This window comes from Pseudomonas neuropathica, assembly GCF_015461835.1.
GTDB lineage: Bacteria > Pseudomonadota > Gammaproteobacteria > Pseudomonadales > Pseudomonadaceae > Aquipseudomonas > Aquipseudomonas neuropathica.
On record NZ_JACOPX010000025.1, the window covers coordinates 1 to 23,724 of the forward strand.

20 protein-coding genes are annotated in these 23,724 nt (G+C 59.0%); 12 read left to right on the forward strand and 8 right to left on the reverse strand.

Features of this window, described 5'->3' with window-relative positions:
- Nucleotides 1-144: 144 nt before the first annotated feature.
- Nucleotides 145-1,494 (reverse strand): serine hydroxymethyltransferase, encoded by a 1,350-nt coding sequence (locus H8F23_RS27055; RefSeq protein ID WP_194936399.1) that lies wholly within the window; start codon nt 1,492-1,494, stop codon nt 145-147.
- A 532-nt stretch (nt 1,495-2,026) separates the two neighbouring features.
- Here H8F23_RS27055 and H8F23_RS27060 point away from each other — a divergent pair.
- Both H8F23_RS27060 and H8F23_RS27065 read left to right on the forward strand, forming a co-directional pair.
- Nucleotides 2,027-2,632: a helix-turn-helix transcriptional regulator gene (locus H8F23_RS27060; protein ID WP_116254671.1), complete on the forward strand. Its 606-nt coding sequence runs from the start codon at nt 2,027-2,029 to the stop codon at nt 2,630-2,632.
- Nucleotides 2,616-3,494, forward strand: coding sequence for a queuosine precursor transporter (locus tag H8F23_RS27065; protein ID WP_194936400.1), 879 nt, complete (start codon nt 2,616-2,618; stop codon nt 3,492-3,494). The genes H8F23_RS27060 and H8F23_RS27065 overlap by 17 nt, the downstream gene beginning before the upstream one ends.
- Nucleotides 3,495-3,547: 53 nt before the next feature.
- On the opposite strand, the gene queC is transcribed toward H8F23_RS27065, so the two are convergent.
- Nucleotides 3,548-4,246 carry a 7-cyano-7-deazaguanine synthase QueC gene (gene queC, locus H8F23_RS27070; RefSeq protein WP_194936401.1) on the reverse strand — a complete coding sequence of 233 codons (699 nt, stop codon included), beginning with the start codon at nt 4,244-4,246 and terminating at the stop codon, nt 3,548-3,550.
- A 157-nt stretch (nt 4,247-4,403) separates the two neighbouring features.
- On the opposite strand from queC, the gene arfB reads away from it, so the two are divergent.
- Entirely contained in the window at nt 4,404-4,817 is a 414-nt protein-coding gene (gene arfB, locus H8F23_RS27075) for an alternative ribosome rescue aminoacyl-tRNA hydrolase ArfB (RefSeq protein WP_007920134.1), read from the forward strand.
- On the opposite strand, the gene H8F23_RS27080 is transcribed toward arfB, so the two are convergent.
- The 6 genes from H8F23_RS27080 to phhA all read right to left on the reverse strand — a co-directional run bounded on the left by H8F23_RS27080 (nt 4,814) and on the right by phhA (nt 9,227).
- Complete coding sequence (locus H8F23_RS27080) at nt 4,814-6,001, reverse strand: MFS transporter (RefSeq protein ID WP_194936402.1); 1,188 nt, start codon at nt 5,999-6,001, stop codon at nt 4,814-4,816. The two genes, arfB and H8F23_RS27080, sit on opposite strands and share 4 nt — an antisense overlap.
- A 114-nt stretch (nt 6,002-6,115) precedes the next feature.
- Nucleotides 6,116-6,298, reverse strand: coding sequence for a hypothetical protein (locus tag H8F23_RS27085; RefSeq protein ID WP_093440150.1), 183 nt, complete (start codon nt 6,296-6,298; stop codon nt 6,116-6,118).
- Between the two features lie 71 nt (nt 6,299-6,369).
- Nucleotides 6,370-6,501, reverse strand: a complete 132-nt coding sequence (locus tag H8F23_RS29090) for a hypothetical protein (RefSeq protein ID WP_256573958.1) — start codon at nt 6,499-6,501, stop codon at nt 6,370-6,372.
- Nucleotides 6,502-6,768: 267 nt separating this feature from the next.
- Nucleotides 6,769-7,962, reverse strand: coding sequence for an amino acid aminotransferase (locus tag H8F23_RS27090; protein WP_194936403.1), 1,194 nt, complete (start codon nt 7,960-7,962; stop codon nt 6,769-6,771).
- Nucleotides 7,962-8,318: a 4a-hydroxytetrahydrobiopterin dehydratase gene (locus H8F23_RS27095; protein WP_003222798.1), complete on the reverse strand. Its 357-nt coding sequence runs from the start codon at nt 8,316-8,318 to the stop codon at nt 7,962-7,964. Before H8F23_RS27095 ends, H8F23_RS27090 begins: the two co-directional genes overlap by 1 nt.
- A 117-nt stretch (nt 8,319-8,435) precedes the next feature.
- On the reverse strand, nt 8,436-9,227 hold the full coding sequence (gene phhA, locus H8F23_RS27100) for a phenylalanine 4-monooxygenase (protein WP_194936404.1): 792 nt from the start codon (nt 9,225-9,227) through the stop codon (nt 8,436-8,438).
- 373 nt (nt 9,228-9,600) lie between these two features.
- On the opposite strand from phhA, the gene H8F23_RS27105 reads away from it, so the two are divergent.
- From H8F23_RS27105 to H8F23_RS27145, 9 genes are all read left to right on the forward strand, one after another.
- Nucleotides 9,601-11,163, forward strand: a complete 1,563-nt coding sequence (locus tag H8F23_RS27105) for a sigma-54-dependent transcriptional regulator (protein WP_194936405.1) — start codon at nt 9,601-9,603, stop codon at nt 11,161-11,163.
- Nucleotides 11,164-11,435: 272 nt separating this feature from the next.
- Nucleotides 11,436-12,176, forward strand: coding sequence for a flagellar basal body rod protein FlgF (locus H8F23_RS27110; protein ID WP_093439577.1), 741 nt, complete (start codon nt 11,436-11,438; stop codon nt 12,174-12,176).
- 45 nt (nt 12,177-12,221) lie between these two features.
- Nucleotides 12,222-13,007: a flagellar basal-body rod protein FlgG gene (gene flgG, locus H8F23_RS27115; protein ID WP_007920118.1), complete on the forward strand. Its 786-nt coding sequence runs from the start codon at nt 12,222-12,224 to the stop codon at nt 13,005-13,007.
- A gap of 52 nt (nt 13,008-13,059) precedes the next feature.
- On the forward strand, nt 13,060-13,755 hold the full coding sequence (flgH, locus tag H8F23_RS27120; protein WP_038363773.1) for a flagellar basal body L-ring protein FlgH: 696 nt from the start codon (nt 13,060-13,062) through the stop codon (nt 13,753-13,755).
- A 27-nt stretch (nt 13,756-13,782) separates the two neighbouring features.
- Complete coding sequence (locus H8F23_RS27125; protein ID WP_228759399.1) at nt 13,783-14,871, forward strand: flagellar basal body P-ring protein FlgI; 1,089 nt, start codon at nt 13,783-13,785, stop codon at nt 14,869-14,871.
- An 11-nt stretch (nt 14,872-14,882) separates the two neighbouring features.
- Entirely contained in the window at nt 14,883-16,175 is a 1,293-nt protein-coding gene (gene flgJ, locus H8F23_RS27130) for a flagellar assembly peptidoglycan hydrolase FlgJ (RefSeq protein ID WP_194936407.1), read from the forward strand.
- 24 nt (nt 16,176-16,199) lie between these two features.
- A complete protein-coding gene (flgK, locus tag H8F23_RS27135) occupies nt 16,200-18,245 on the forward strand; it encodes a flagellar hook-associated protein FlgK (RefSeq protein WP_194936408.1) in 2,046 nt (681 codons plus the stop codon).
- 13 nt (nt 18,246-18,258) lie between these two features.
- Entirely contained in the window at nt 18,259-19,827 is a 1,569-nt protein-coding gene (locus tag H8F23_RS27140) for a flagellar hook-associated protein 3 (protein WP_194936409.1), read from the forward strand.
- 108 nt (nt 19,828-19,935) lie between these two features.
- Nucleotides 19,936-23,529, forward strand: coding sequence for a glycosyltransferase (locus H8F23_RS27145; RefSeq protein WP_194936410.1), 3,594 nt, complete (start codon nt 19,936-19,938; stop codon nt 23,527-23,529).
- The last annotated feature ends 195 nt before the right edge of the window (nt 23,530-23,724 follow it).

The following is a 23,724-nucleotide window of genomic DNA, read 5'->3' on the forward strand; positions in this document are numbered from 1 at the left end:
GACTCGGACTGGTCTCGATACTGGATACGATAAACCGGCTTAACCGCATAACTTGAACCGCCGTATACGGAACCGTATGTACGGTGGTGTGAGAGGACGGCGGATGTGAATCCGCCTCCTACTCGATGGGTAAATGTTGGATCGCTATTGATAATCGGCGAGTGGATAGTCCCTGCACAGGGTTTCGACCTCTGAGCGAAACTGCGCGAGGAGCAGGGGTTCCAGTGTGTAATCCTGTTCGCCGAGCGGCGCTACCGTATTCAGAACCCGCACTATCAAATCGACGATCTGGCGGCTGCCGTGGACATCGACCCGGCGTTGCGCCAGCGCAGTGGTGCCGATACGCAGCCCGCTGGTGACAAGTGCCGAACGGGGATCGTCGGGTACGCGATGTTTGTTGACGATGATCCCGCAGTGCCCCAGCGCCGCCTCGGCGATAGCCCCCGTGATGCCACCCCGCAAGCGAACCAGCACCGTATGGTTTTCACTGCAGCCGCCGACCACTTCATAATCCTTGGCCTGAAACGCTTTGGCCATTTCATCCGCCGTACTGCGGATCTGCGCCATGCAGACATCGAATGCTGCGGACATTGCATAACCCAGCGCGGCAGCCTTCGCTGCGATCATGTTGGCAGCGAGCGCACCCTGCATTCGCGGGTAAACGGCTTGATCCAGCAGGCGACTGAAGGTGGTCCGCAAACCGGGAATCTTGGTGTTCGCATCAGCACCGCTGAGAATCACGCCACCGCGAGGCCCGGCGAGTTGCTTGTGCGTGCACGTGACGGTGACGTGGGCGGCGTCGATCGGACTTGGGTGTCGTCCGGTAGCGACGAGCCCGGCGATGTGCGAAATGTCGGCGAGCAGGATGGCCCCGGCTTCATCGGCAATTTCACGAAACCGCTGGAAGTCCACCACGCGCGAATAGGCGGTGGCGCCGCAGAGGATGACGCGTGGGCGATGGGCGAGTGCCAGTAGGCGAACCTTGTCGTAATCGATCAGGCCGTCTGCTGTCGTGCCGTACTGAATCGCCTTGTAGTAGGCGCCGGAAAATGCGGCAAGGCTGCCATGCGTGAGATGACCGCCGTGTTCCACCGCCATGCCCAACAGGGTATCGCCAGGCTCCATCAAGGCCGTAAGCACTTGGTAAACGGCGTTCGACGCAGAGTGTGGCTGCACGTTGGCGTATTGCGCGCCGAACAGTTGCCGCGCCCGGCGGATGGCCAGCGATTCGACCAGTTCGACGTTCTCGCACCCTGCGCTGTGGCGCTTGCCGGACATGCCCTCTGCCGTCACGTTGACCAGCACGGAAGCAGAGGCCGCCAAGGTTCGCGGCTGGACTGCGCAGGAGGACGAGACCAGTGAAAGCGTTTGCTGTTGACGCGTGATTTCCGCGTCGAGAATGGCCGCCAGTTCGGCATCTTCTGCGCGAAGATCCGCCAGGCCACGTCGCAGCAAGTCAGCCTGGTTTTCGAGCGGTTCAGTAATGACTGCCATTGCTTGATTCCTTCCCTGGTTTTGCGTGATTTGCGCATGTCCTTGCTTGCCAGATCTGTACAGGCGAATCCGTGTTTTGACCGCTGTGCGCGCAAAACTAAACCCTGTACAGGCCCCCCGTTTTTTCGTCCTTTCACTCTCGAGAATGGGACGCCGGATTGACGCATCATAAATTTTTCAGTGAGGAACGCCACAGAATTAATCAAAAAAATGAACATTCTTCAAAGAAAATGATTCTTTTTGTGGTCGCGTCGGGTGTAAAACAGGCATTGCCCGGTGCCGATTTTCCGGCCTTGGGTGGAAGTCGAAAGGAACTGACGAGTCGGTACGGAGGCTGAAATGACCCCGCACGTTGGCGGAAGCAGCCTGTGAAAGCTGACTTTTTATACCGAACCCAGGGAGGGAGAATGCTATGATCCTGCGCGGCACTGACAGGGATATAACTGCAATTTCCTACCTCACTTGTGTACGTCCGGAATGATCATTCGGGACGTGACATTGATTGCAGTTAAAAATGGATGATAAGCATGTGATGCACAGAAGAGAAAGATCGGAGAATCTGAAGAACAACATCAAATACCTGATAAAGAGTCGCGGGGAGACGCAGTTGTCCTTGTGTCACTCCAGTGGTTTGACGCGTACCACCATCTACAACATCCTTGAAGGCAAGGTGGTCAATGTCCAGCAGTCCACTGTGCGCAAAATTTCTGATTTCTTCGGCGTGTCTTACGAGGAAATAGAGACGATTGATTTTGAAGAAAAGGAAATCATCGAAAGCAGTATTTCGCCACAGGGAAACATGAACCCGGCGGCGGTTCCGGTGATTAAAGAAAGTCTGCTGCTGCAAAGTCTGGATAAGAGAATTGGTGAGTTGGCGACGATTTATCCACTGACTTACTATTTTGGCGCTTCTTTTAACCTGATTGGCGTGCTGCTGGAAAACGAAATCAGCGGTCTGCATGAACCCGGCGAACTGTTGATCGTGCAGAAAGGAGCATCAACCAGCGACAGGGAAAAACTGGTGTATGACAAAATCACAGCGAAGTTATCTATAAGCCATGAAGGCAGCTTTGATACGGATCGTGTATGCGTGATCGGAGATGTAATCGAGGAACGATTTAATGGATTGCAGTGTTGAAATGGAAAACAGCAAGTACAAATTGCTGGGGTTCGAAAATGGAAAAAGCCTGGCCGTTATCATGGTTATTGCGACAGGCAAGATAATTAAAATAAAACTAAGTGAAGTGTTGAATAGTGAGATTATGGATAATCTGAATAAAATCGAAGTGAAAAACCTCTACAAGAAGTTCTACTCCCAGGGTGGGGCGCTGACGGCTTACGAAATCAATGATCGTCATGAAAGTTCGTGGATGATCTACATCATCCTGAACCTGATGCTGTTCACGCTTTATATTTTCACCAGTATTGCAGCGACAAAACCGATCTACCTGGATTACTTTGACATTGTCGTGACCCCGGGAACCTTTCTTTACCCGCTGACCTTTCTGATCGTTGACTTGTTGAACGAGACGTTTGGTCTGCGGCTGGCGCGCCGGGCAATTCTCTTTGCGTTCATCAGCAATGCGGCGATTATCATTCTACTGGCGATTACCACCCATTTGCCGGGGCTGCCGGGGTGGAAGCTCGATGGGGCTTATAATGATGTTATCAGTCAGTTGTCAGCAGTTCTGGTAGCGTCTTCTATATCGTTTCTGGTTTCCGAGAACATAAACTCGTACCTGTTGTGCAAGATTAAAGAACTCACAAATTCCAGGTTTCTGTTTTTGCGAGTGTTTTTAAGCACATTGTTTGCCGTGATCATCGACAGCTTTCTGTTCTGCTATATCGCTTTCTACGGGACGATGGAAAATAGCGCGATACTGGGCATGATCTACGTTCAGATCGCAATCAAGGTAGGTTTTGCCTTCTTTAATATCTTGCCGGCCTACGGCGCAAGATCATTGTTCAAGAAGTACCTGACGGGTGCGCAGACGCAATAAAGAGAGGAGAGCGCTCACGCGGCATGCTTGAGTGAGCGCTTCTTGTTGCGGTTTTACTTTAAGCCAAGTTTTTCTTTCAAGCTTTGAGTGACCTGAACTTTATTATTCAGGAACTCATTCAAGCCTTTTGCGCGAAGATTGCAGGCATCACAATCGGAACATCCAGTGCCCTTGATGCCGTTGTAGCAAGTCAGTGTTTCTTCGCGAACCAGATCCAGTTGATGGTGGTAATCAGCCAAGGCCCAGGTTTCTGCCTTGTTCAGCCACATCAATGGAGTATCCAGTTGCAGATTGTAATCCATGCCTAATTCAAGGGCTTTATTCAGCGCCTTGACGAATTCATCCCGGCAATCCGGATAGCCCGAGAAGTCGGTTTCACAGACACCGGTAATGACCGTTTTGGCCTGGACTTGATAGGCATAGATAGAAGCCAGGGTCAGAAACAGGATGTTCCGCCCCGGAACAAAGGTGCTTGGCAGGCTCTCGCCGGAACTGTTCACGGTCGGGACCGGAATGTTGTCGCGGGTCAGGCTGCTGATGGCCAGTTCGTTGAGCAAGGACACATCCAGCGTTTTATGCACGGTCACACCGAGCTTTTTCGACAGCTGCTGCGCCACTTCAATTTCAGCGTGATGACGCTGACCATAGTCGAACGTAATGCAGTGGACTTCATCGTAGTGGGTCAGTGCATGGATCAGGCAAGTCGTAGAGTCCTGGCCACCACTAAAAACGATAACTGCCTTGTTGCTCATAAGTCTGCTTCCTGCATTAAACGGGTAGTTTTAAAGGTCGCAAGGGTAACTCGAAATGACGCTCGATATAAGTGCGCTGGAAGTTGCGCCCGCAGGCCGCAGGTCGCTTTGCAGCTAATCGCGGTATCCTGTGCACTCTGATTACGGACGCTTTTCCATGCTGGTGATTTCCAACAACGTGCATCTTCCCGATGCCGAGATCGAACTGACGGCCATCCGCGCACAAGGTGCCGGTGGGCAGAACGTCAACAAGGTTTCCAGTGCGATGCACCTGCGCTTCGATATTCCGGCCTCGTCGTTGCCCGAGTTCTACAAGGAGCGGCTGCTGGCGCTGCGCGACAGTCGCATCACCAGCGATGGCGTGTTGATCATCAAGGCCCAGCAGTACCGCACGCAGGAAGCCAATCGCGCCGATGCGCTTGAGCGTCTGGTCGAGCTGATCCTCAGCGCGACCAAAGTCGAAAAGAAACGCCGCCCCACCAAGCCGACCCTCGGCTCGAAGAAGCGCCGGCTCGAATCGAAAACCAAGCGCGGCAGCATCAAGGCCGGACGCGGCAAAGTGGACTTCTAGTCTTCGCGGTACTTGGCCGTGTGCTTGTACAGATAGACGCTCAAGGCCAATCCGCTCAATGCAGCGAGAGCGGCGAACAGGAAGATCGAAGCAAAGCCGAAGCCTGCCGCAATCGCTCCGGCCAATGGCCCGGTGATCCCCAGCGACAAATCAATGAACAGTGAATAAGCACCGACCGCTGCGCCACGGCTTGAAGCCGGCACCAGATTCACTGCCTCCACACCCAGCGCCGGGAACACCAGCGAGAAACCAAAGCCGCTCAGCGCCGCACCGGCCAGCGCCCAATGCGCGTCCGGTGCCAGCCACAACAGCAGCAGGCCCAGTGTCTCCACCGACAGGCAGGCAATCGCCACGCGAAAGCCGCCGAGGCGGTTGATCAGATTGCCGAACAGCAGGCGCGCACCGATGAAGCTGGCACCGAACAGGCTCAGGCACAGCACGGCGTTGTCCCAATGCTGGGTGGCGTAATACAGGGTGATGAAGGTGGCGATGGTGCCGAAGCCGATCGAGCCCAGCGCCAGACCGCAACCGTGGGGAAACACTTTGCCGAGCACGTGCATGAACGGCAGGCGTTCGCCGGCGACAATCGGTGCCGGCGTTTTTGGCCAGGCGAGCAGAAGGCCCAGCGCAGCCAGCAGGATGATGCTAACGCCCATGCTCCACAAACCCAACTGGGCGACCAGCCACACCCCGAACGGTGCGCCAACTGCCAGTGCGCCGTAACTGGCGATGCCGTTCCAGGAAATCACTTTGGCGGTGTTCGCCGCGCCAACGCGGCCAATGCCCCAGCCGATCGAACCAGAACCGACAAGGCTTTCGGCGCTGCCCAATACCAGTCGACCGATCAACAAACTGATCAAGCTGAGCATCGGCAGGTTCGGCGTCCACGCCGAGATCAACATGAACACACCGCTCAAGCCGCAACCGGCCAGGCCAATCATCACCGCGCGTTTGCTGCCCTGGTTGTCGATGATCTTGCCGGCATACGGGCGGCTGAGCAGGGTGGCGAGGTATTGCACGCTGATCACCAGGCCAGCGATCACCGCGCCAAAGCCCAGATCGCTGTGCACATAGCCCGGCAGCACCGCGAGCGGAATACCGATGTTCAGATAACCGATAAAGGTGAAGAGGACGATGGAAACGACTTGCAGCGTGACCGCCAGGGGGCGCTGGGGCTCGGACATAGAGGGCGACATGGGTAACGATCCACGGGAACGGCAGATTAGATAGGCTGCTTATGATACCGGCGTGGAGGCTTCTGGGGCGGGAAAAGTAAAACTATTTGCCGGGAGGCCGCTTCAGGGTTTGGCCGGGGCAACCAATTGTGTGGTGACCAGCGCCGCGAGGGCATTTTCTTCGCTGCCGAAGCGGGCGAGCAGGGCGGCTTGTTTCTCGGGAGAGAGGCGGTTCCAGATCTCGATCATTTTCTCGGTGGTGCCGATCAGGACGGCAGCTTGGCTTTCGGAGAATTCGTCGGTCATGGCAGGCTCGGGGTTCAGGCAGTGTGGAAAGCGCATGTTAGCGCTTTCCACACGGTCTGTACGACGGGGTCTTACTCTTCGTTGTCGGCCGGGCGGCTCTCAACGGCTTCTTTCTGCTCGGGCTGTTGGGCTCCGGCTTGCTGCGTGGTCGTCTGCTCAGGTACGTGCAGGCTTGGGAAGGGGAGATTAGGAATCTCGTGCATGGTTGCGCTCCTCGCTAAGTCTGTTGATAGATCTGGTAGATCCGCGCTTCTTGAAAGCCTGCGCAGGATACAGCAGGAAAAATGACAATCAGACTTTTAATTCAAATTAATGCGACAGATGGCCGCAGGGGAGGGCAAAACCCAAAGGTCACCGCAAAAACAACTGTAGGAGTGAGCCTGCTCGCGATGGCGGTGTGTCAGTCAACTTGAATGCTGGCTGATACACCGCCATCGCGAGCAGGCTCACTCCTACAGGGGGGTGCGGTATTACTTACAGACGCTGGCGATGGCTTCGGCCAGCAAGGCGAGGCGGGTGGCGTCGATGCCAGCGACGTTCGCCCGGCCCGAGCTGACCATGTACACGCTGTGATGCTCACGCAGTTGTTTCACGTGCTCCGGCGACAACCCGGTGTAAGAGAACATCCCGCGTTGTACGCCAATGTGTGCAAAACGCTCGCGCAGGCCATGCGGCTCCAGCGCTTCAACCAGGCCGCTGCGCAACTGCGCGATACGCAAACGCATGGCTTCCACTTCATCGGCCCAGCGGGCTTTCAGCTCGGGATCGGCGAGGATGTTCGCGACCACCGCAGCACCATGATCTGGCGGTGTCGACCACAAATTGCGGGCGATGTTGGCCAGTTGGCTGCGGATGTCGATGAGCTTGTCGGCGGTTTTCGCGCAGACGATCAGCGCACCGGTGCGGTCGCGGTACAGGCCGAAGTTCTTCGAACAGGAACTGGTGATCAGCAGCTCGGGCACTTCTGTCGCGAACAAGCGGGTCGACCACGCATCCTGCTCCAGACCGTCGCCAAAGCCCTGGTAGGCAAAGTCGATCAGCGGCAGCAGATTGCGGCTGCGCACCACATCGAGCACGCGCTGCCAGTCGTCATGGCTCAAGTCAAAACCGGTCGGGTTGTGGCAGCACGCGTGCAGCAGCACCACATCACCGTTCGGCACTTGGTTGAGTACGGCGAGCATGGCGTCGACGTCGAGGCGGTTGTCGCTGCCCACGTACGGGTAGTGACTGACCTTGACCCCGGCCGCGGCGAAAATGGTTTCGTGGATCGGCCAGGTCGGGTTGCTCAGCCACACGCCTTTGCCCGGCAGGCACTGGGCGATGAAGTCTGCGGCCAGGCGCAGGGCGCCAGTGCCGCCTGGCGTCTGGGTGGCGCCGGCACGTTGTGCGGCGATCAGCTTCGAGTCGGCACCGAGCACCAACTCATTGATCACTTTGCCGAACAACGGGTTGCCGTGGCCGCCGATGTAGGTTTTGGTGTCCTGGCTTTCGACCAGCCGCGCCTCGGCGATTTTCACCGCCTCCGGGATTGGCGTCAGGCCTTGAGCGTCCTTGTAGACGCCAACGCCCAGGTCGAATTTTCGCGGGTTGCTGTCCTGCGCATACGCCTCCATCAAACCGAGGATCGGGTCGCCGGGCACCCGGCCGATGGCGTCGAAATGCATTACTTGCGTCCTTCTGCGGTCTTGGCCACTTCGTCAGTGCGCGCAGCCATGATGAAGTCGTTGCGGTGCAGGCCTTTGATCGAATGGCTCCACCAGGTCACAGTGACTTTGCCCCATTCGGTCAGCAGGCCCGGGTGATGACCTTCGGCCTCGGAAATCTCGCCGACAGCGTTGGTGAACGCCAGGGCGTGCTTGAAATTCTTGAACAGGAAAACTTTCTCCAGTTGCATGATGCTGTCGCGGACTTCGATGTTCCAGTCAGGGATCTGCTTGATAAGGATCGGCAGTTCTTCGTCGCTGACTTGTGGCGCATCGGCGCGGCAGGCTTCGCAGTGGGCTTGGTTCAAAGTGGACATGGTGTATTCCTGAAATCGAGTGTGTTTTTTTTATAAAGGCTTCTGAGTCGTCAATGCCGTCACGCTAAACCAAAGTGGCGGCGACTGACAGGCTCAATTGTCAGCAAAAGTCGCGGTTCACGCGGCTTTCGGTTTCGGCGGAAATTTCGGTGCGTGCAGACCCAACTGCATGCCTTGGCGAACCATGGCCATGATGTCTTCATGGGCCACGTCGAACAGACGCTTGAGGTTCGGCAGGACAAAGTACAGCGGTTGCAGGATGTCGATGCGATAGGGCGTGCGCATGGCTTCGAGCGGGTCGAACGTCTGATGCTCAGGTTCGTCCGACAGCGAATAAACGGTTTCTTTTGGCGAGGACAGGATGCCGCCACCGTAAATGCGTTTGCCTTGCGGGGTGTCGACCAGGCCGAACTCGATGGTCATCCAGTACAGGCGCGCCAGATAAACACGTTCTTCCTTGGTGGCCTGCAAACCGAGTTTGCCGTAGGTGTGGGTGAATTCGGCGAACCACGGGTTGGTCAGCAGCGGGCAGTGACCAAAGATCTCGTGAAAAATGTCCGGCTCTTGCAGGTAGTCGAGTTCTTCGCGGGTGCGAATAAATGTCGCCACAGGAAACTGCTTGCTGGCCAGCAATTCAAAAAAGGTCTGGAAGGGGATCAGTGCCGGCACGCGGGCGACCTGCCAACCGGTGGTCTCGCCGAGCACCTTGTTGATCTCACCGAGTTGCGGAATGCGGTCGTGGGGCAGACCGAGTTTTTCGATACCGTCCAGGTACTCCTGGCAGGCACGCCCTTCAATCACTTTCAGTTGGCGAGTGATCAGCGTGTTCCACACCGCATGTTCTTCGGCGGGGTAGTCGATAAAACCTTGCGCATCGGGCTCGCGGGCCACGTATTGCGTCTGCTTCATACTGCTCTCCTGCTAGGGGAATTCGTTCTTGTTATGTCCAGCGATGGATTCAGAATTACCTGAGAGCGATGGGGTTTGCAGCAGGTTGATCGCGATGCGTGTAGGAAGAATCGCCGGAAATCGTAAAATAATCGTTACGCTTTGGCGGATATATCGCATTTACGGTGATTCGCGGGTTTGAAAAGGCCGATGGCTGTCACATAATCTTGACAACTATCTGCGTGCCACCATAGAAAAGTCTGGCGCGGTCCCCTGTAGGAGTGAGCCTGCTCGCGATAGCGGTGTATCAGTCAGCATCAATATCAACTGACCCAAAGCCATCGCGAGCAGGCTCACTCCTACAGGTTTCTCATCGTTTATTCGGGCGATTTATATGCGTATCAAAGTCCACTGCCAGAACCGCATCGGCATCCTGCGCGACATTCTCAACCTGCTGGTGGCCTACGGGATCAACGTGGCGCGCGGTGAGGTCGGCGGTGAGCATGGCAACGCGATCTATCTGCATTGCCCGAACCTGATCAACATCCAGTTCCAGGCGTTGCGCCCGAAATTCGAGGCGATCGCCGGGGTGTTTGGCGTCAAGCGGGTTGGGCTGATGCCCAGCGAGCGGCGGCACATGGAATTGAATGCGCTGCTCGGCGCGCTGGAGTTTCCGGTGCTGTCGATCGACATGGGCGGCTCGATCGTCGCGGCCAACCGCGCGGCGGCGCAGTTGCTCGGTGTGCGGGTCGATGAGGTACCGGGCATTCCGCTGTCGCGCTACGCCGAAGATTTCGACCTGCCGGAACTGGTGCGCGCGAATAAATCGCGAATCAACGGCATGCGGGTCAAGGTCAAGGGCGACATCTTTCTAGCCGATATCGCGCCGCTGCAATCGGAGCACGACGACAGCGAGGCCATGGCCGGTGCGGTGTTGACCTTGCACCGCGCCGATCGCGTAGGCGAGCGCATCTACAACGTGCGCAAGCAGGAACTGCGTGGTTTCGACAGCATCTTCCAGAGCTCGAAAGTGATGGCCGCCGTGGTGCGTGAAGCGCGGCGTATGGCGCCGCTCGACGCTCCGCTATTAATTGAGGGCGAAACCGGTACCGGCAAGGAATTGCTTGCGCGCGCCTGTCACCTCGCCAGTCCGCGGGGGCAGTCGCCGTTGATGGCGCTCAACTGCGCAGGCCTGCCGGAGTCGATGGCCGAGACAGAGTTGTTCGGTTACGGCCCGGGCGCGTTCGAAGGTGCACGCGCCGAAGGCAAGCTCGGGCTGCTGGAATTGACGGCGGGCGGCACGCTGTTTCTTGACGGTGTCGGTGAGATGAGCCCGCGTCTTCAAGTGAAGTTGCTGCGCTTTTTGCAGGACGGTTGCTTCCGCCGGGTCGGCAGTGATGAAGAGGTTTATCTGGATGTGCGGGTCATCTGTGCGACGCAGGTCGACTTGTCGGAGCTGTGCGCGCGCGGCGAGTTTCGCCAGGATCTGTACCACCGCTTGAACGTGCTCTCGCTGCACATTCCGCCGCTGCGTGAATGCCTCGACGGACTGACGCCGCTGGTCGAGCACTTTCTCGATCAGGCCAGTCGGCAGATCGGTTGCACACTGCCGAAACTGGCACCGGCGGCGATGGATCGCCTCAGTCATTACCACTGGCCGGGCAACGTGCGGCAACTGGAGAACGTTTTGTTCCAGGCAGTTTCGCTGTGCGATGGCGGCACGGTGAAGGCCGAACATATTCGTCTGCCGGATTACGGCGTGCGTCAGCCGCTTGGCGATTTTTCGCTGGAAGGTGGCCTGGACGAAATTGTCGGGCGCTTCGAGAAAGCGGTGCTGGAGCGGCTGTATTCCGAGCATCCGAGCAGTCGACAGTTGGGCAAGCGGCTAGGGGTTTCGCACACCACCATTGCCAACAAACTGCGTGAGTATGAAGTCGGCAAAGATCCCGAAGCTTAAGATCAAAAGATCGCAGCCTTCGGCAGCTCCTACAGGAATACGCATTTCAAATGTAGGAGCTGCGGCACGCTGCGATCTTTTGATCTTTTGCCGCCAAGCGGCATAACACCGCCGGTTTTTCGACTTCGATACATTTCAAATTCCCCCGCAACATCCCCCAAGTCCTTTGTTTACCGGGCCTTTGTGCGCCAGAAAAAAGTTGGTCTGCAAATTGCTTATGGCTCAGCAGTACAGCGGTGGGCGGCAAACGTCCGGCATGCAGAGGAAAGAGTGTGGACAAGTACCTTTATGTGGCAATGACCGGCGCCAGCCAGAACGCACTGGCGCAGAAGGCTCATGCCAACAACCTGGCGAACATCTCCACCAACGGTTTTCAGCGCGACCTGGAGCAGGCGCGTTCGATGCCGGTATTCGGTGACAGCTTTCCGGCGCGTGCGTTTGCCATGAGCGAACGGCCCGCCACCGACTTCACTCCGGGCTCGCTGGTGCAGACCGGTCGTGACCTCGACGTTGCGGTCACCGGCAATGGCTGGATCGCGGTGCAGAACCCGAATGGCGGTGAAAGCTACGTGCGCACCGGCAGCCTCAACGTCGACGCCCTCGGCGTATTGCGCGCCGGCAACGGGATGCCGGTGATGGGCAATGGCGGTCCGATCGCCGTGCCGCCCGAGCAGCAGATCGAAGTCGGTGAAGACGGCACCATCAGTATTCGTGCGATGGGCGAAGGCCCGCGCGTCATGGCGGAGGTCGACCGGATCAAACTGGTCAACCCGGACATCAAGAACATGAACAAGGGCCTCGACGGCTCGATCTACACCAAGGACGGCCAGCCTGCGCCGGCCGATGCCAACGTCAAACTGGTGTCGGGTTTCCTTGAATCGAGCAACGTCAACGCCGTTGAAGAGATGACCTCGGTGCTGGCCCTGGCCAAGCAGTTCGAGTTGCACGTCAAGATGATGAACACCGCCAAAGACGACGACCAGGCCATGGCTCGGGTCTTGCAGATCAGCTAATTATCAGAACGTCGCGCCGAAAAACAGGCGCACGAGGAGAATCGAATGCTTCCGGCTCTATGGGTTGCCAAAACCGGTCTGTCCGCCCAGGACACCAACCTGACCACCATTTCCAACAACCTGGCGAACGTGTCGACCACGGGTTTCAAACGTGATCGCGCCGAGTTCCAGGACCTGCTCTATCAGATCAAGCGCCAGCCAGGCGCTCAGTCGACCCAGGACAGCGAACTGCCGTCGGGTCTGCAACTGGGTACCGGTGTGCGCATCGTCGGCACCCAGAAAAATTTCACCGCCGGCAGCCTGCAAACCACCGAGCAGCCGCTGGACATGGCCATCGACGGTCGCGGTTTCTTCCAGATCCTGCAGCCGGACGGCACCACCTCCTACACCCGTGACGGTACCTTCCACCTCGATTCCAATGGCCAGATCGTCAACGCCAGCGGTTTCGCTCTGGAACCGGCCATCGTCATTCCGAACGATGCCCAGACCTTCACCGTCGGCCGTGACGGCACCGTGTCCATCACTGTCGCTGGCAACGCCGCGTCTCAGGTGATCGGCAACCTGCAAACCGCCGATTTCATCAACCCGGCCGGTCTGCAGGCCGTGGGTAACAACCTGTTCCTGGAAACTGCCGCTTCCGGCGCGCCGCAAGTCGGCACCCCGGGTCTGGCCGGTTTCGGTACCACCCTGCAGAACACCCTGGAAACCTCCAACGTCAGCACCGTGGAAGAGATGGTCAACATGATCACCACTCAGCGCGCTTACGAGATGAACTCCAAGGTGATCTCCACCGCTGACCAGATGCTCTCGTTCGTAACGCAGAATCTGTAATCAAGTCTATGAGGCGGCCATGAGGTCGCCTGCAACACCGTGAGGTAGGGTCATGAATCGCTTTGTATCTGTTCTGGCATTGAGTGGGGTCGTCTCGCTCGCGGGCTGCGTCGCTCCGACGCCCAAGCCCAATGACCCTTACTACGCCCCGGTGTTGCCGCGCACGCCGTTGCCGGCTGCCGCCAATAACGGCTCGATCTATCAGGCCGGCTTCGAGCAGAACCTGTACAGCGACCGTAAGGCTTTCCGGGTCGGTGACATCATCACCATCACCCTGAACGAGCGCACGCAGGCGAGCAAGAACGCCAACTCGCAGATGGACAAGAACAGCGATAACAAGGTCGGTCTGACCTCGTTGTTCGGCTCCAGCCTGACCACCAACAACCCGATCGGCGGCAACGACCTCAGTCTGAACGCCGGCTACAGCGCCGACCGCTCGACCAAGGGCGACGCCAAGTCCGGGCAGAGCAACAGCCTGACCGGTTCGATCACCGTGACCGTGGCTGACGTGCTGCCCAACGGCATCATCGCCGTGCGGGGTGAGAAGTGGCTGACGCTGAACACCGGTGACGAGCTGGTACGCATCGCCGGTCTGGTGCGCGCCGATGACATCGCCACGGACAACACCGTGTCGTCGACCCGGGTCGCCGATGCACGCATCACCTACTCGGGTACCGGCGCGTTTGCCGATACGAGTCAGCCAGGCTGGTTCGACCGTTTCTTCCTCAGCCCGCTGTTCCCTTTCTAGGTGGCTACGTTGAATCTGAAAAGCTTCATGCTGGCGGCGACCCTGATGTCCGCCGCTTTTGGTGCCCACGCCGAGCGGTTGAAAGACATCGCCAGCATTTCCGGCGTGCGCTCCAACCAGTTGATCGGTTACGGCCTGGTGGTCGGGCTTAACGGCACCGGCGACCAGACGACGCAAACCCCGTTCACCCTGCAGACCTTCAACAACATGCTCTCGCAGTTCGGCATCAAGGTGCCGCCGGGATCGGGCAACGTGCAGTTGAAAAACGTCGCGGCGGTATCGATCAGTGCCGACTTGCCGGCGTTCGCCAAACCGGGTCAGCAGGTCGACATTACCGTGTCCTCGATCGGTAACTCCAAGAGCCTGCGCGGCGGCACCTTGTTGCTGACCCCGCTCAAGGGTATCGACGGCAATGTCTACGCGGTAGCTCAGGGCAACCTTGTCGTCGGCGGTTTCGACGCCGAAGGCCGTGACGGATCGAAGATCACCGTCAACGTTCCGTCGGCCGGCCGTATCCCGGGCGGTGCCTCGGTGGAACGTTCGGTGCCGAGCGGTTTCAACCAGGGCAACAGCCTGACGCTGAACCTCAACCGTTCCGACTTCACCACGGCCAAACGTATCGTCGACAAGATCAACGACATGCTCGGCCCTGGCGTTGCGCAAGCTATCGACGGCGGTTCGATCCGTGTCACTGCGCCGCTCGATCCGAGCCAGCGCGTCGACTACCTGTCGATCCTGGAAAACCTCGAAGTCGACCCGGGTCAGGCGGTGGCGAAAGTCATTATCAACTCGCGTACCGGCACCATCGTCATCGGCCAGAACGTGAAAGTGTCGCCAGCCGCCGTGACCCACGGCAGCCTGACCGTGACCATCACCGAAGACCCGATTGTCAGCCAGCCCGGCCCGCTGTCCAACGGCCAGACCGCTGTTGTGCCGCGCTCGCGGATGAATGCCGAGCAGGAAGCCAAACCGATGTTCAAGTTCGGCCCTGGCACCACCCTCGACGAAATCGTCCGTGCGGTGAACCAGGTCGGCGCGGCACCGGGTGACTTGATGGCCATCCTTGAAGCACTGAAGCAGGCCGGCGCGTTGCAAGCCGACCTGATCGTGATCTGAGGCCGACCATCATGGATATGCGCAAGAGCGGTATGGTCAGCAGCAGCGATTCGGGTTCCTACTCGGACCTCAATCGTCTGAACCAACTCAAGGTCGGCGACAAGAACAGCGATGCGAACATGCGCAAAGTGGCGCAGGAGTTCGAATCGCTGTTCCTTGGCGAAATGCTCAAGTCGATGCGCTCGGCCACTGAAGCGCTGGGCCAGGACAATCCGCTCAACACGCCAGCGGCCAAGCAGTATCAGGAAATGTACGACCAGCAACTGGCCGTTTCCATGTCCCGCGAGGGCGGTGGTATCGGTCTGGCCGACGTGCTGATGCGGCAGATGTCGAAGAACAAACCGCTGGCGCCGGGTGAGGCTGCGGCCGCGTCCGCCGCCAAGCAGGAAGAGGCCAAGGCGAAAGCTGCGGCCGTGGTCACACCGGTTGCCGCTGGCACTGTTGCTACCAACGGCCCGTTGTCGCGCCTCAATGGCGAGCGTCCGTTGTGGGCTTCGCGTTCGGTGAGCGCGCCGAACACGCAACTGGCTCATCGCAATGACATGGAACTGATCAATCAGCGTCGTCTGGCTCTGCCACCGAAACTGGCCGATCGTTTGCTCGCAGGCCTGGTGCCATCGGCTACGCCGGCAGTGGCCACGCAATTGCCGCAACGCGCGACTACCGCGGCCACCACTGGCGCCGGCCCGCTGTACAACGGCGACTGGCTGGCACGCGCCGAGGGCGAAAAAGCCTCCGGCGGGCAGATGCAGATTTACGGTCGCGCCATGGCGCAGATCCCGTTGGCGCCGGCGAAGAAAGCCTTCAGTTCTGCCGACGAATTCGTCAACACCATGCTGCCGATGGCCAAGGAAGCGGCCGACCGCATCGGCGTCGATCCGCGTTATCTGGTGGCACAGGCGGCGCTGGAAACCGGTTGGGGCAAGTCGGTCATGCGTGCGCAGGATGGCAGTAGCAGCCACAACCTGTTCGGCATCAAGGCGAGCAGCAACTGGAAGGGCGATTCGGCCCGGGCGATCACCAGCGAGTTTCGCAATGGCGAGATGGTCAAGGAGACGGCCGAGTTCCGTTCCTACGCCTCGTACAAGGACAGCTTCCACGATCTGGTGACTTTGCTGCAGAGCAATAATCGCTATCAAGATGTGCTGAAGTCTGCCGATAACCCAGAACAGTTTGTACGCGAGTTGCAGAAGGCCGGTTACGCCACCGACCCGAACTACGCAAGCAAGATTTCGCAGATTGCCAAGCAGATGAACAGTTTCCAAAACTACGCTGCGGCGGGTGTATCCACCACGCCTTTATAAGGCACAAGGTATAAGGTCTGAACCATGAGTTTGCTCAATATCGGGATGTCGGGACTGTCGGCCAGCCAGTCCTCTTTGGCTACGACAGGCAACAACATTGCCAACGTCGACACCGCCGGTTATTCACGTCAGCAAACCGTGCAGGGCACCAAATCCTCGCAGCAGTTCGGCACCGTGTTCATCGGTACGGGCACGACCCTGGCCGACGTGCGCCGGGTGTATAACTCGTACCTGGAAAGCCAACTGCACACCGCTACTTCGCTCGACAGCGAATCGGCTGCTTACCTGGCGCAGGCCACACCGCTGGACTCGATGCTGTCGGACACCAACACCGGCCTGACCGGTGTGCTGCAGAAGTTCTTCACTACGATGCAGGGCGTTTCGACGTCGGCGACCGATGACACCTCCCGCCAATCGGTGCTGACCGGTGCGCAGGCGCTGACCAGTCGCTTCAATACCATCGCCAAACAGCTCAACGACCAGAACACCACCATCAACGGCAGCCTTGGCGACATGACGGCCCAGGTGAACAAACTGGCCACTTCGATTGCCAACCTGAACCAGAAAATCGGCGAGATCTCCACCAGTGGCGGTGCGCCGAACGATCTGCTCGACAGCCGCAACGAAGCCGTGCGCCAGCTCTCTGAACTGACGGGTGCACAAATCGTCGAGCGCGGCACCAGTTTCGACGTCTACATCGGCAGCGGCCAGCCGCTGGTGATCGGCAACACCACCAACACGCTGAGCATGGTCGCGAGCAAAGACGATCCGTCGCGCATGGCCATCCAGATGGATCGCGGTTCGAGCACCATCGACATCACCTCGGCGATGACCGGCGGTGAAATCGGCGGCCTGCTGACTTACCGCAAAGAAGTCCTCGACCCGTCGCTCAACGAGCTGGGCCGCGTGGCGCTGGTGATCGCTGATCAGGTCAACAGCCAGCAAGCCCAGGGCATCGACAAGAACGGTGACTTCGGCGCGGCGATTTTCAACAACATCAACAGTGCCGCGCTGATCAGTTCGCGCAGCATCGCGCAGTCGGGCAACAGCACCGGTTCGGGTAACCTCGATGTCACCATCAAGGACACCGGCAAGCTGACCACCAGCGATTATCAGGTGACGTTCACCAGCGCCACTGACTACACCGTCAAGCGCTCCGACGGCACCGATCTGGGTGCTTTCAGCACGACGACCAATCCACCTCCAGTGATCGACGGTTTCACCCTCGCGCTCAAGGGTGGTGCGTTGAGCGCCGGTGACAGCTTCAAAGTCACGCCGACCCGCAACGCGGCGGCGAGCATCCAGACAGTGCTCACCGATCCGAAGAAAATCGCTGCGGCCGGTCCGTTGACCGGTGTCGCGAGCGCCAACGGTCTGGGCACTTTCACCCAGCCGACGCTCAACAGCAAAATCGATATCTACAATCCGACTGCCCAGGCTGACATGCAGGCGGCGCTGAAGAATTCGACGCCGGTCAAGCTGGTGTTTGGTGCGGTCACCGGGGGCAGCCAGTCCTACACCTTTGTGGATGCCAAGGGCGGCCTCATCAGCAGCGGCACTATCGTTCCCGGTCAATCGAACACGCTGGACCTGAAAGTCGGCATCGTCGATGCCAGCGGCAACCCGGTGATGGACACCAGTGTTACGCCGAACGTGCAGAAGACATTCTCCGTACAGACCACCGTTGGCGGCACGCCGAAGTCCGGCGAAACCTTCACCATGAATCTCACCGGTGCGGCGTCTTCGGACAATCGCAACGCGCAATCGCTGGTCGCCCTGCAAACGGCGCAGACCGTCGATACCGGTTCGGCGAGCAAGGGCATCAGCCTGACTGACGCCTACAACAAGCTGGTGACCAACGTCGGTACCAAAACCGCCCAAGGCAAGTCCGACAGCGCCGCCACCTCGGCGATCCTGGATAACGCCAAAGGCGCGCGCGATTCGCTGTCCGGGGTCAACCTGGATGAAGAAACCGGCAACCTGGTCAAATATCAGCAGTACTACACAGCGTCTTCGCAGATCATCAAAGCTGCGCAGGAAACTTTCGCCACGCTGATCAACAGCCTTTAAGGAGTCGTAATTCATGCGCATTTCCACCGCCCAGTATTACGGCACGCAAGCGTCGGACTATCAGCGTAACTTCAACAAGGCCGTCGCCACCGCCAGCGAGGCGAGCAGCCTGCAGCGCATCAATACCGCCGCCGATGATCCGATCGGTGCCGGGCGCTTGCTGCAACTGGGCCAGCAGGCCGCGATGCTCGATCAGTACAAGACCAACGTCGACAGCACCAAAAGTGCATTGACCGTGCAGGAATCCACGCTGGATTCGATCACCACCGCGTTGGCCCGCGCCAAGGAACTCGCCCTGGCCGCCAACAATGGCACGGCCACCGACAAGGACCGCCAGGCTTACGCTTCGGAAATGGGCCAGATCCAGCAACAAGTGCTGGGTCTGATGAACGCCAAGGATGCCAGCGGCAACTACCTGTTCTCTGGTTCGAAGACCGACACCGCGCCGTATTCGCAGAATGCCGACGGCACCTACAGCTACAACGGTGACCAGACCACGATCAATCTGGGCATCGGCGATGGCATGACGATCGGCACCAACACCACCGGTTGGGCTGCTTTCCAGCAGACCATCAATACCGCGCGTACCAACGTCGCCATGACCGCACCGGCAGTGGATGACGGTCGCGTCGTACTGTCCAACGGCACGATCGGTACCGTAGCCACTTACAACTCCAAGTTCACCGCTGGCCAGCCGTATACCGTCAGCTTCCTCAGCAGCACCCAGCTGAAAATCACCGATGCCCTTGGCAACGACGTGACGGCTGAGGCGAGCCAGAACGGTTTGGTCAGCAACAGCAGCGGTGCCAACCAGACGGTCAGCTTCCGTGGCGTCGACATGAAGCTGAACATCAACCTGAAGGCTGGTGATACCAACCCGGACGCGGTCATTGCCGGGCACAGCTTCCAGTTGTCCACCGCGCCTGACTCGTTCACTACCACGCGCAGTCCGGGTAACCCGTCGACCGCCGTGATTACCGGTTCGAGCATCACTGACCAGGCGGCGTACACTGCGGCATTCCCGCAGGGCGGCGCCGTTCTCAAGTTCACCAGCGCCACCGCATTCGATCTGTATGCTGCGCCGGTGACTGCGGACAGCAAGCCGGTGTCCTCGGGCACCGTGACCGGTAGCAACGCCACGGCGGCAGGCGTGACCTTTGCTCTGGGCAGCGCACCGGCAGCGGGTGATCAGTTCTCGATCCGCCCAAACGATCACCAGACCCAGAACGTGCTCGACACCCTCGGTCAGATGATTACTGCTCTGAATACACCGATCGATGGTGATCCGGTGGCCAAGCAGAAATTCCAGGGCGCCATGGAGGCGGGCCTCGGCAACATCGACGCGGCCAACAATCAAATCGGCGCTGCGGTGACCGAGATTGGTGCCCGTGGTCAGGCGCTGGAAATGCAAGCCACCACCAATGACAGTCTGAGCACCGCGAATACCACCACGCAAGGTTCCATTCGCGATTCGGATCCGGCTGAAGTGATGACGCGACTGACCCTGCAGCAGACCATGCTGCAAGCTTCGCAGCTTGCGTTCAGCAAGATCAGCCAGTTGGGTCTGTTCAACAAGATCTGATCCTCAACGGGCGCGTAAGCGCCCGTTAACCCTGCCACTCAGTCATGTTTTTTAGCGGTATCAAGGGCTCGCTTTTCCGAGCGGGCTCGCACCGCCTGTGAGCCCGCCGTGAATTCACTCCCTCTTGTCAGTCTTGTCATTCCCGCCTTCAATCCGCGCTTCTTCGAGCGGACGCTGAACAGCGCTGTCAGCCAGAATTACGCCAATCTTGAAATCATTGTGTGCGATGACAGTCGTGGCGACGAGATTGAAGACATCGTTACGCGGGTGACGGAGCAGACCGGCTTTGCCGTGCGTTACGTGCGCAACCCTCGAACGCTGGGGCTGGTCGGTAACCTGAAGGCCTGCCTTGAGCAAGCCCGGGGCGAGTTCATCAAATTCCTGTGTGATGATGACCTGCTGTATTCGGCCTGTATCGAACAGCAAGCCCACGAACTGCGGCGTGACGAAGTCAGTCTGGTGGTAGCGCAACGGTTGTTGTGGGATGCCAACGACATCATCCTGCCCGCACGTCTGGAAAACAGCTCATTGTCGCCGGCCAGTGGCTTGCTCAAAGGCGACGATGTACTGAGCATCTTTGAAAAATTCCCGGTCAACGTACTGGGTGGATTCAGTAGTGCGCTGTTTCGCCGTAGCGATGTTGTGGAGCTTTTGCCAGCCTTGACCGAGGAGGGGGCCTGCTTCGTTGCGACGCTGGATTTTGCCTTGTACGTCTGTCTGCTGCGGCGCGGCAATCTGGTGGTCTCCAACAACGTGCTGAGTGCTGAGCGTCTCTACCCCGAGCGTCTGAGCGCGCAGCAACCGATGAAAGACGCGGCCGAGATCGAGCGCGAGTGGATCTCGCAAATGCTCAAGGTCCGCAGCGGCGAGTCGGCACCGGCGCCGGGCTGGGTTCGTTATGTGCCGTTGACCAAGGCCGATGAGTCGCCTCGGGTCTGGCAGGAGCTGCCGTTGAGCCGTACCCTCGGCACCAAGCAGAGCCGTCAGGAGCTGGGGGTCGGAGTCGACAGCTTCAGTTTTGGCGAACTCTATGCACAATGGCTGGCGGTTCGGGTGTTGACCGAGGCGCAGCGCCAATGGCTGCCGGAAACCCTCGCTGGCTGGCCGTACCGACCGCGCATCGTGCCGATCATCATTGATGCCCAAGGCAGTCGCGATGGCCTGAAGCGCACCCTTGAGGCGCTCGCCGCTCAGGATTACCCGCCGGAGCTGGTTCTGGTGCTGTCCACGGCTTGCAGCGAAGCGAAGCTGGACGATCGGGTGTTCCACATGCCGTTGCAGGGTGACGGCCTGGAGCAGATCAACGCTCTGCTGCCGCAACTGGAAGGCGCCGACTGGTTTTATCTGTTGCAGCCAGGTGACTGCCCGGTGGCGCCAGCATTGTTGGTGATGGCCGATCGCATTGCGCACGCAAGCTCATTGACATGCCTGTACAGCGACGAAGGCAGTCTGCGCGATGGTGAGTCGGCCGAGCCTGCGTTCAAGCCGGATTTCAACCTCGACCTCATGCGCAGCTACCCTTACGTCGGGCGTGCGCTGGCGTTCCAGCGCGAACGGTTCCTGGCGCTTGGTGGTTTTACCTCGACGTTCGCCGAACTCGCACCCCACGATGTGCTTTGGCGCATGGTTGAAAGCGATGGCCTGCAAGTGGTCGGGCACATTGCTGAAGTGTTGCTGGAGTCGAAATTCGATCTCTCGCAATGGCTCACTGATCCTGGCGTTGCGCAGCAAAGTCCGCGAATCCTCGAAGCGCATCTGCACCGCCTTGGCATTGCTCACGACATTCGCGACCGTAACGGCGGGCTGCTCAATCGTGTCGACTATCACCATGCCCGGCGCCCATTGGTGTCGGTGGTCATTGTCACGCAGGACCAGACGGCTGCCTTGCAACGCTGCGTCGAGACATTGCTGGAAAAGACCGACTACACCGAGTACGAATTGCTCTTGGTCGATAACGGCAGCGAAAGCGCTGAAGCGTTGGCTTGGCTGGACGGTATGGCGCAACTGGGCAGCGAGCGGATTCGCGTGCTGAGCTACCCGCAAAAGGGTAACGCGGCAGCGGTGCACAACTATGCCGTCAGCCAGGCGCGCGGTGAGTATGTGTTGATGCTCAACGCCTTTGCGGTGATCACCCGGAACGACTGGCTCGACGAACTGCTCAATCATGCGCAACGCCCTGAGGTCGGTGTGGTCGGCGCCAAGCTGTTCAATCCGGACGGCGGCGTGCTGCACGCCGGCCTGATTCTTGGCTTGAACGGGCCGGTCGGGTTGCCGTTCTATGGCCAGCCGATGCAGTCGGAAGGGTACATGCATCGCCTGCAGGCGGTGCATGACCTGAGTGCCGTCGGCGGTGATTGCCTGATGATTCGCAAGTCGGTGTTCGCAGCCGCCGGCGGGCTGGACGAGCAGGACCTGAAACAAACGCTCAATGTCGTGGACCTGTGTCTGCGCGTTGGCCGCGACGGTTATCTGGTGGTGTTGAACCCCAATGCGATCCTGGCTGTGGGTGCGCGGCCAAGTGCGATGGCGACGCCGGAGGAGGAAGCGCTGCACACCGAGGAGCGGGAGACGTTTTACCAGCGCTGGCTGCCGCTGGTGGCGCGTGACCCGGCCTACAACGTCAACCTGACGTTGCAGGGCGTGGGCGCCACCAACTTCAGTCTGGAGCCGGGACTGCGCACGGGGTGGAGTGCATTCTCCAAGGCGCAGTTGCCCAATCTGCTGGTGGTGCCGATCAACGCTTCGGCCATCGGCCATTACCGCATGAGCCAGCCGATGATCGAGCTGGAAGCGGCCAATCGGGCAGAAGGGCGCATTTGCTACGGCTTGCCGTCGATCATCGACATCGAGCGTCAATCGCCCGATGTGATTGTTCTGCAAGGGCGCTACTCGGAGCACGCCATCGATGAAATTCCACCGCTGAAGAAATACTTCAACGCTCGGCGCATCTTCGAACTCGACGACTATGTCATCGACGTTCCCCACCGCAACGCGCACATACGCAACATGCCGAGCAAGCAGGACATGGAGCGTATGGTGCGCCGCGCGATCGGGCTGTGTGATCGTGCGGTCGTATCCACCGCACCACTGGCTAATGTGCTCTCGGACATGCACCACGACATTCGTGTCGTCCCCAACATGTTGGCGAAGGATTTGTGGGGCCACCTGCGCAGTCAGCGCCGGACCTCGAAGAAACCGCGGGTCGGCTGGGGTGGCGGCACCAGTCACCACGGTGATCTGGCGGTAATCGCCGAGGTCGTTCGTGAACTGGCCAATGAAGTCGACTGGGTGTTTTTCGGCATGTGCCCGGATGATTTGCGTCCCTACATGCATGAGTTCCACGGTGTCATCGGTCTGGACGTGTACCCGGCAAAACTGGCCAGTCTCAACCTCGATCTGGCACTGGCGCCGCTGGAATTCCATATCTTCAACGACTGCAAGAGCAACTTGCGGCTGCTGGAATACGGCGCCTGCGGTTACCCGGTGATCTGCACCGACACCGAGGCCTATCGCGGTTACTTGCCGTGCACGCGGATCAAGACCAACTCCACGGATGAATGGCTGCAAGCGATCCGTATGCACCTGGCGGATCCGGATGCCAGTTATCGCATGGGCGATGAATTGCGTGAGGTGGTGCTGCGCGATTACGTGTTGCGCGGCGATAACTTGCGCTACTGGGAATACGGCTGGCTGGCGGATTGATCGAGCGGGGCTTGGCGGCCTTTGGGCCGACCATGCTCTTGGGGTTTTGGGGGTATATCCGTTGCTGCGGGGGTTGCTGGTTAGGGTCTGCCCTTACGGCGGGTCACTTTTTCCAGGCGCCGGAATGCCGGCCCAGCGAAGAGTAACCAAAAAGGCTTGCTCCTACGTGCGGCCCGCTCGCTGGGGCTCGGGGTT

Excerpts from the sequence above, each read along its gene's own strand:
- H8F23_RS27055 (WP_194936399.1), bottom strand. The coding sequence starts at position 1,494 with ATGGCAGTCATTACTGAACCGCTCGAAAACCAGGCTGACTTGCTGCGA.
- H8F23_RS27060 (WP_116254671.1), top strand. The coding sequence starts at position 2,027 with ATGCACAGAAGAGAAAGATCGGAGAATCTGAAGAACAACATCAAATAC.
- H8F23_RS27065 (WP_194936400.1), top strand. The coding sequence starts at position 2,616 with ATGGATTGCAGTGTTGAAATGGAAAACAGCAAGTACAAATTGCTGGGG.
- queC (WP_194936401.1), bottom strand. The coding sequence starts at position 4,246 with ATGAGCAACAAGGCAGTTATCGTTTTTAGTGGTGGCCAGGACTCTACG.
- arfB (WP_007920134.1), top strand. The coding sequence starts at position 4,404 with ATGCTGGTGATTTCCAACAACGTGCATCTTCCCGATGCCGAGATCGAA.
- H8F23_RS27080 (WP_194936402.1), bottom strand. The coding sequence starts at position 6,001 with ATGTCCGAGCCCCAGCGCCCCCTGGCGGTCACGCTGCAAGTCGTTTCC.
- H8F23_RS27085 (WP_093440150.1), bottom strand. The coding sequence starts at position 6,298 with ATGACCGACGAATTCTCCGAAAGCCAAGCTGCCGTCCTGATCGGCACC.
- H8F23_RS29090 (WP_256573958.1), bottom strand. The coding sequence starts at position 6,501 with ATGCACGAGATTCCTAATCTCCCCTTCCCAAGCCTGCACGTACCTGAG.
- H8F23_RS27090 (WP_194936403.1), bottom strand. The coding sequence starts at position 7,962 with ATGCATTTCGACGCCATCGGCCGGGTGCCCGGCGACCCGATCCTCGGT.
- H8F23_RS27095 (WP_003222798.1), bottom strand. The coding sequence starts at position 8,318 with ATGTCCACTTTGAACCAAGCCCACTGCGAAGCCTGCCGCGCCGATGCG.
- phhA (WP_194936404.1), bottom strand. The coding sequence starts at position 9,227 with ATGAAGCAGACGCAATACGTGGCCCGCGAGCCCGATGCGCAAGGTTTT.
- H8F23_RS27105 (WP_194936405.1), top strand. The coding sequence starts at position 9,601 with ATGCGTATCAAAGTCCACTGCCAGAACCGCATCGGCATCCTGCGCGAC.
- flgG (WP_007920118.1), top strand. The coding sequence starts at position 12,222 with ATGCTTCCGGCTCTATGGGTTGCCAAAACCGGTCTGTCCGCCCAGGAC.
- flgH (WP_038363773.1), top strand. The coding sequence starts at position 13,060 with ATGAATCGCTTTGTATCTGTTCTGGCATTGAGTGGGGTCGTCTCGCTC.
- H8F23_RS27125 (WP_228759399.1), top strand. The coding sequence starts at position 13,783 with ATGCTGGCGGCGACCCTGATGTCCGCCGCTTTTGGTGCCCACGCCGAG.
- flgJ (WP_194936407.1), top strand. The coding sequence starts at position 14,883 with ATGGATATGCGCAAGAGCGGTATGGTCAGCAGCAGCGATTCGGGTTCC.
- flgK (WP_194936408.1), top strand. The coding sequence starts at position 16,200 with ATGAGTTTGCTCAATATCGGGATGTCGGGACTGTCGGCCAGCCAGTCC.
- H8F23_RS27140 (WP_194936409.1), top strand. The coding sequence starts at position 18,259 with ATGCGCATTTCCACCGCCCAGTATTACGGCACGCAAGCGTCGGACTAT.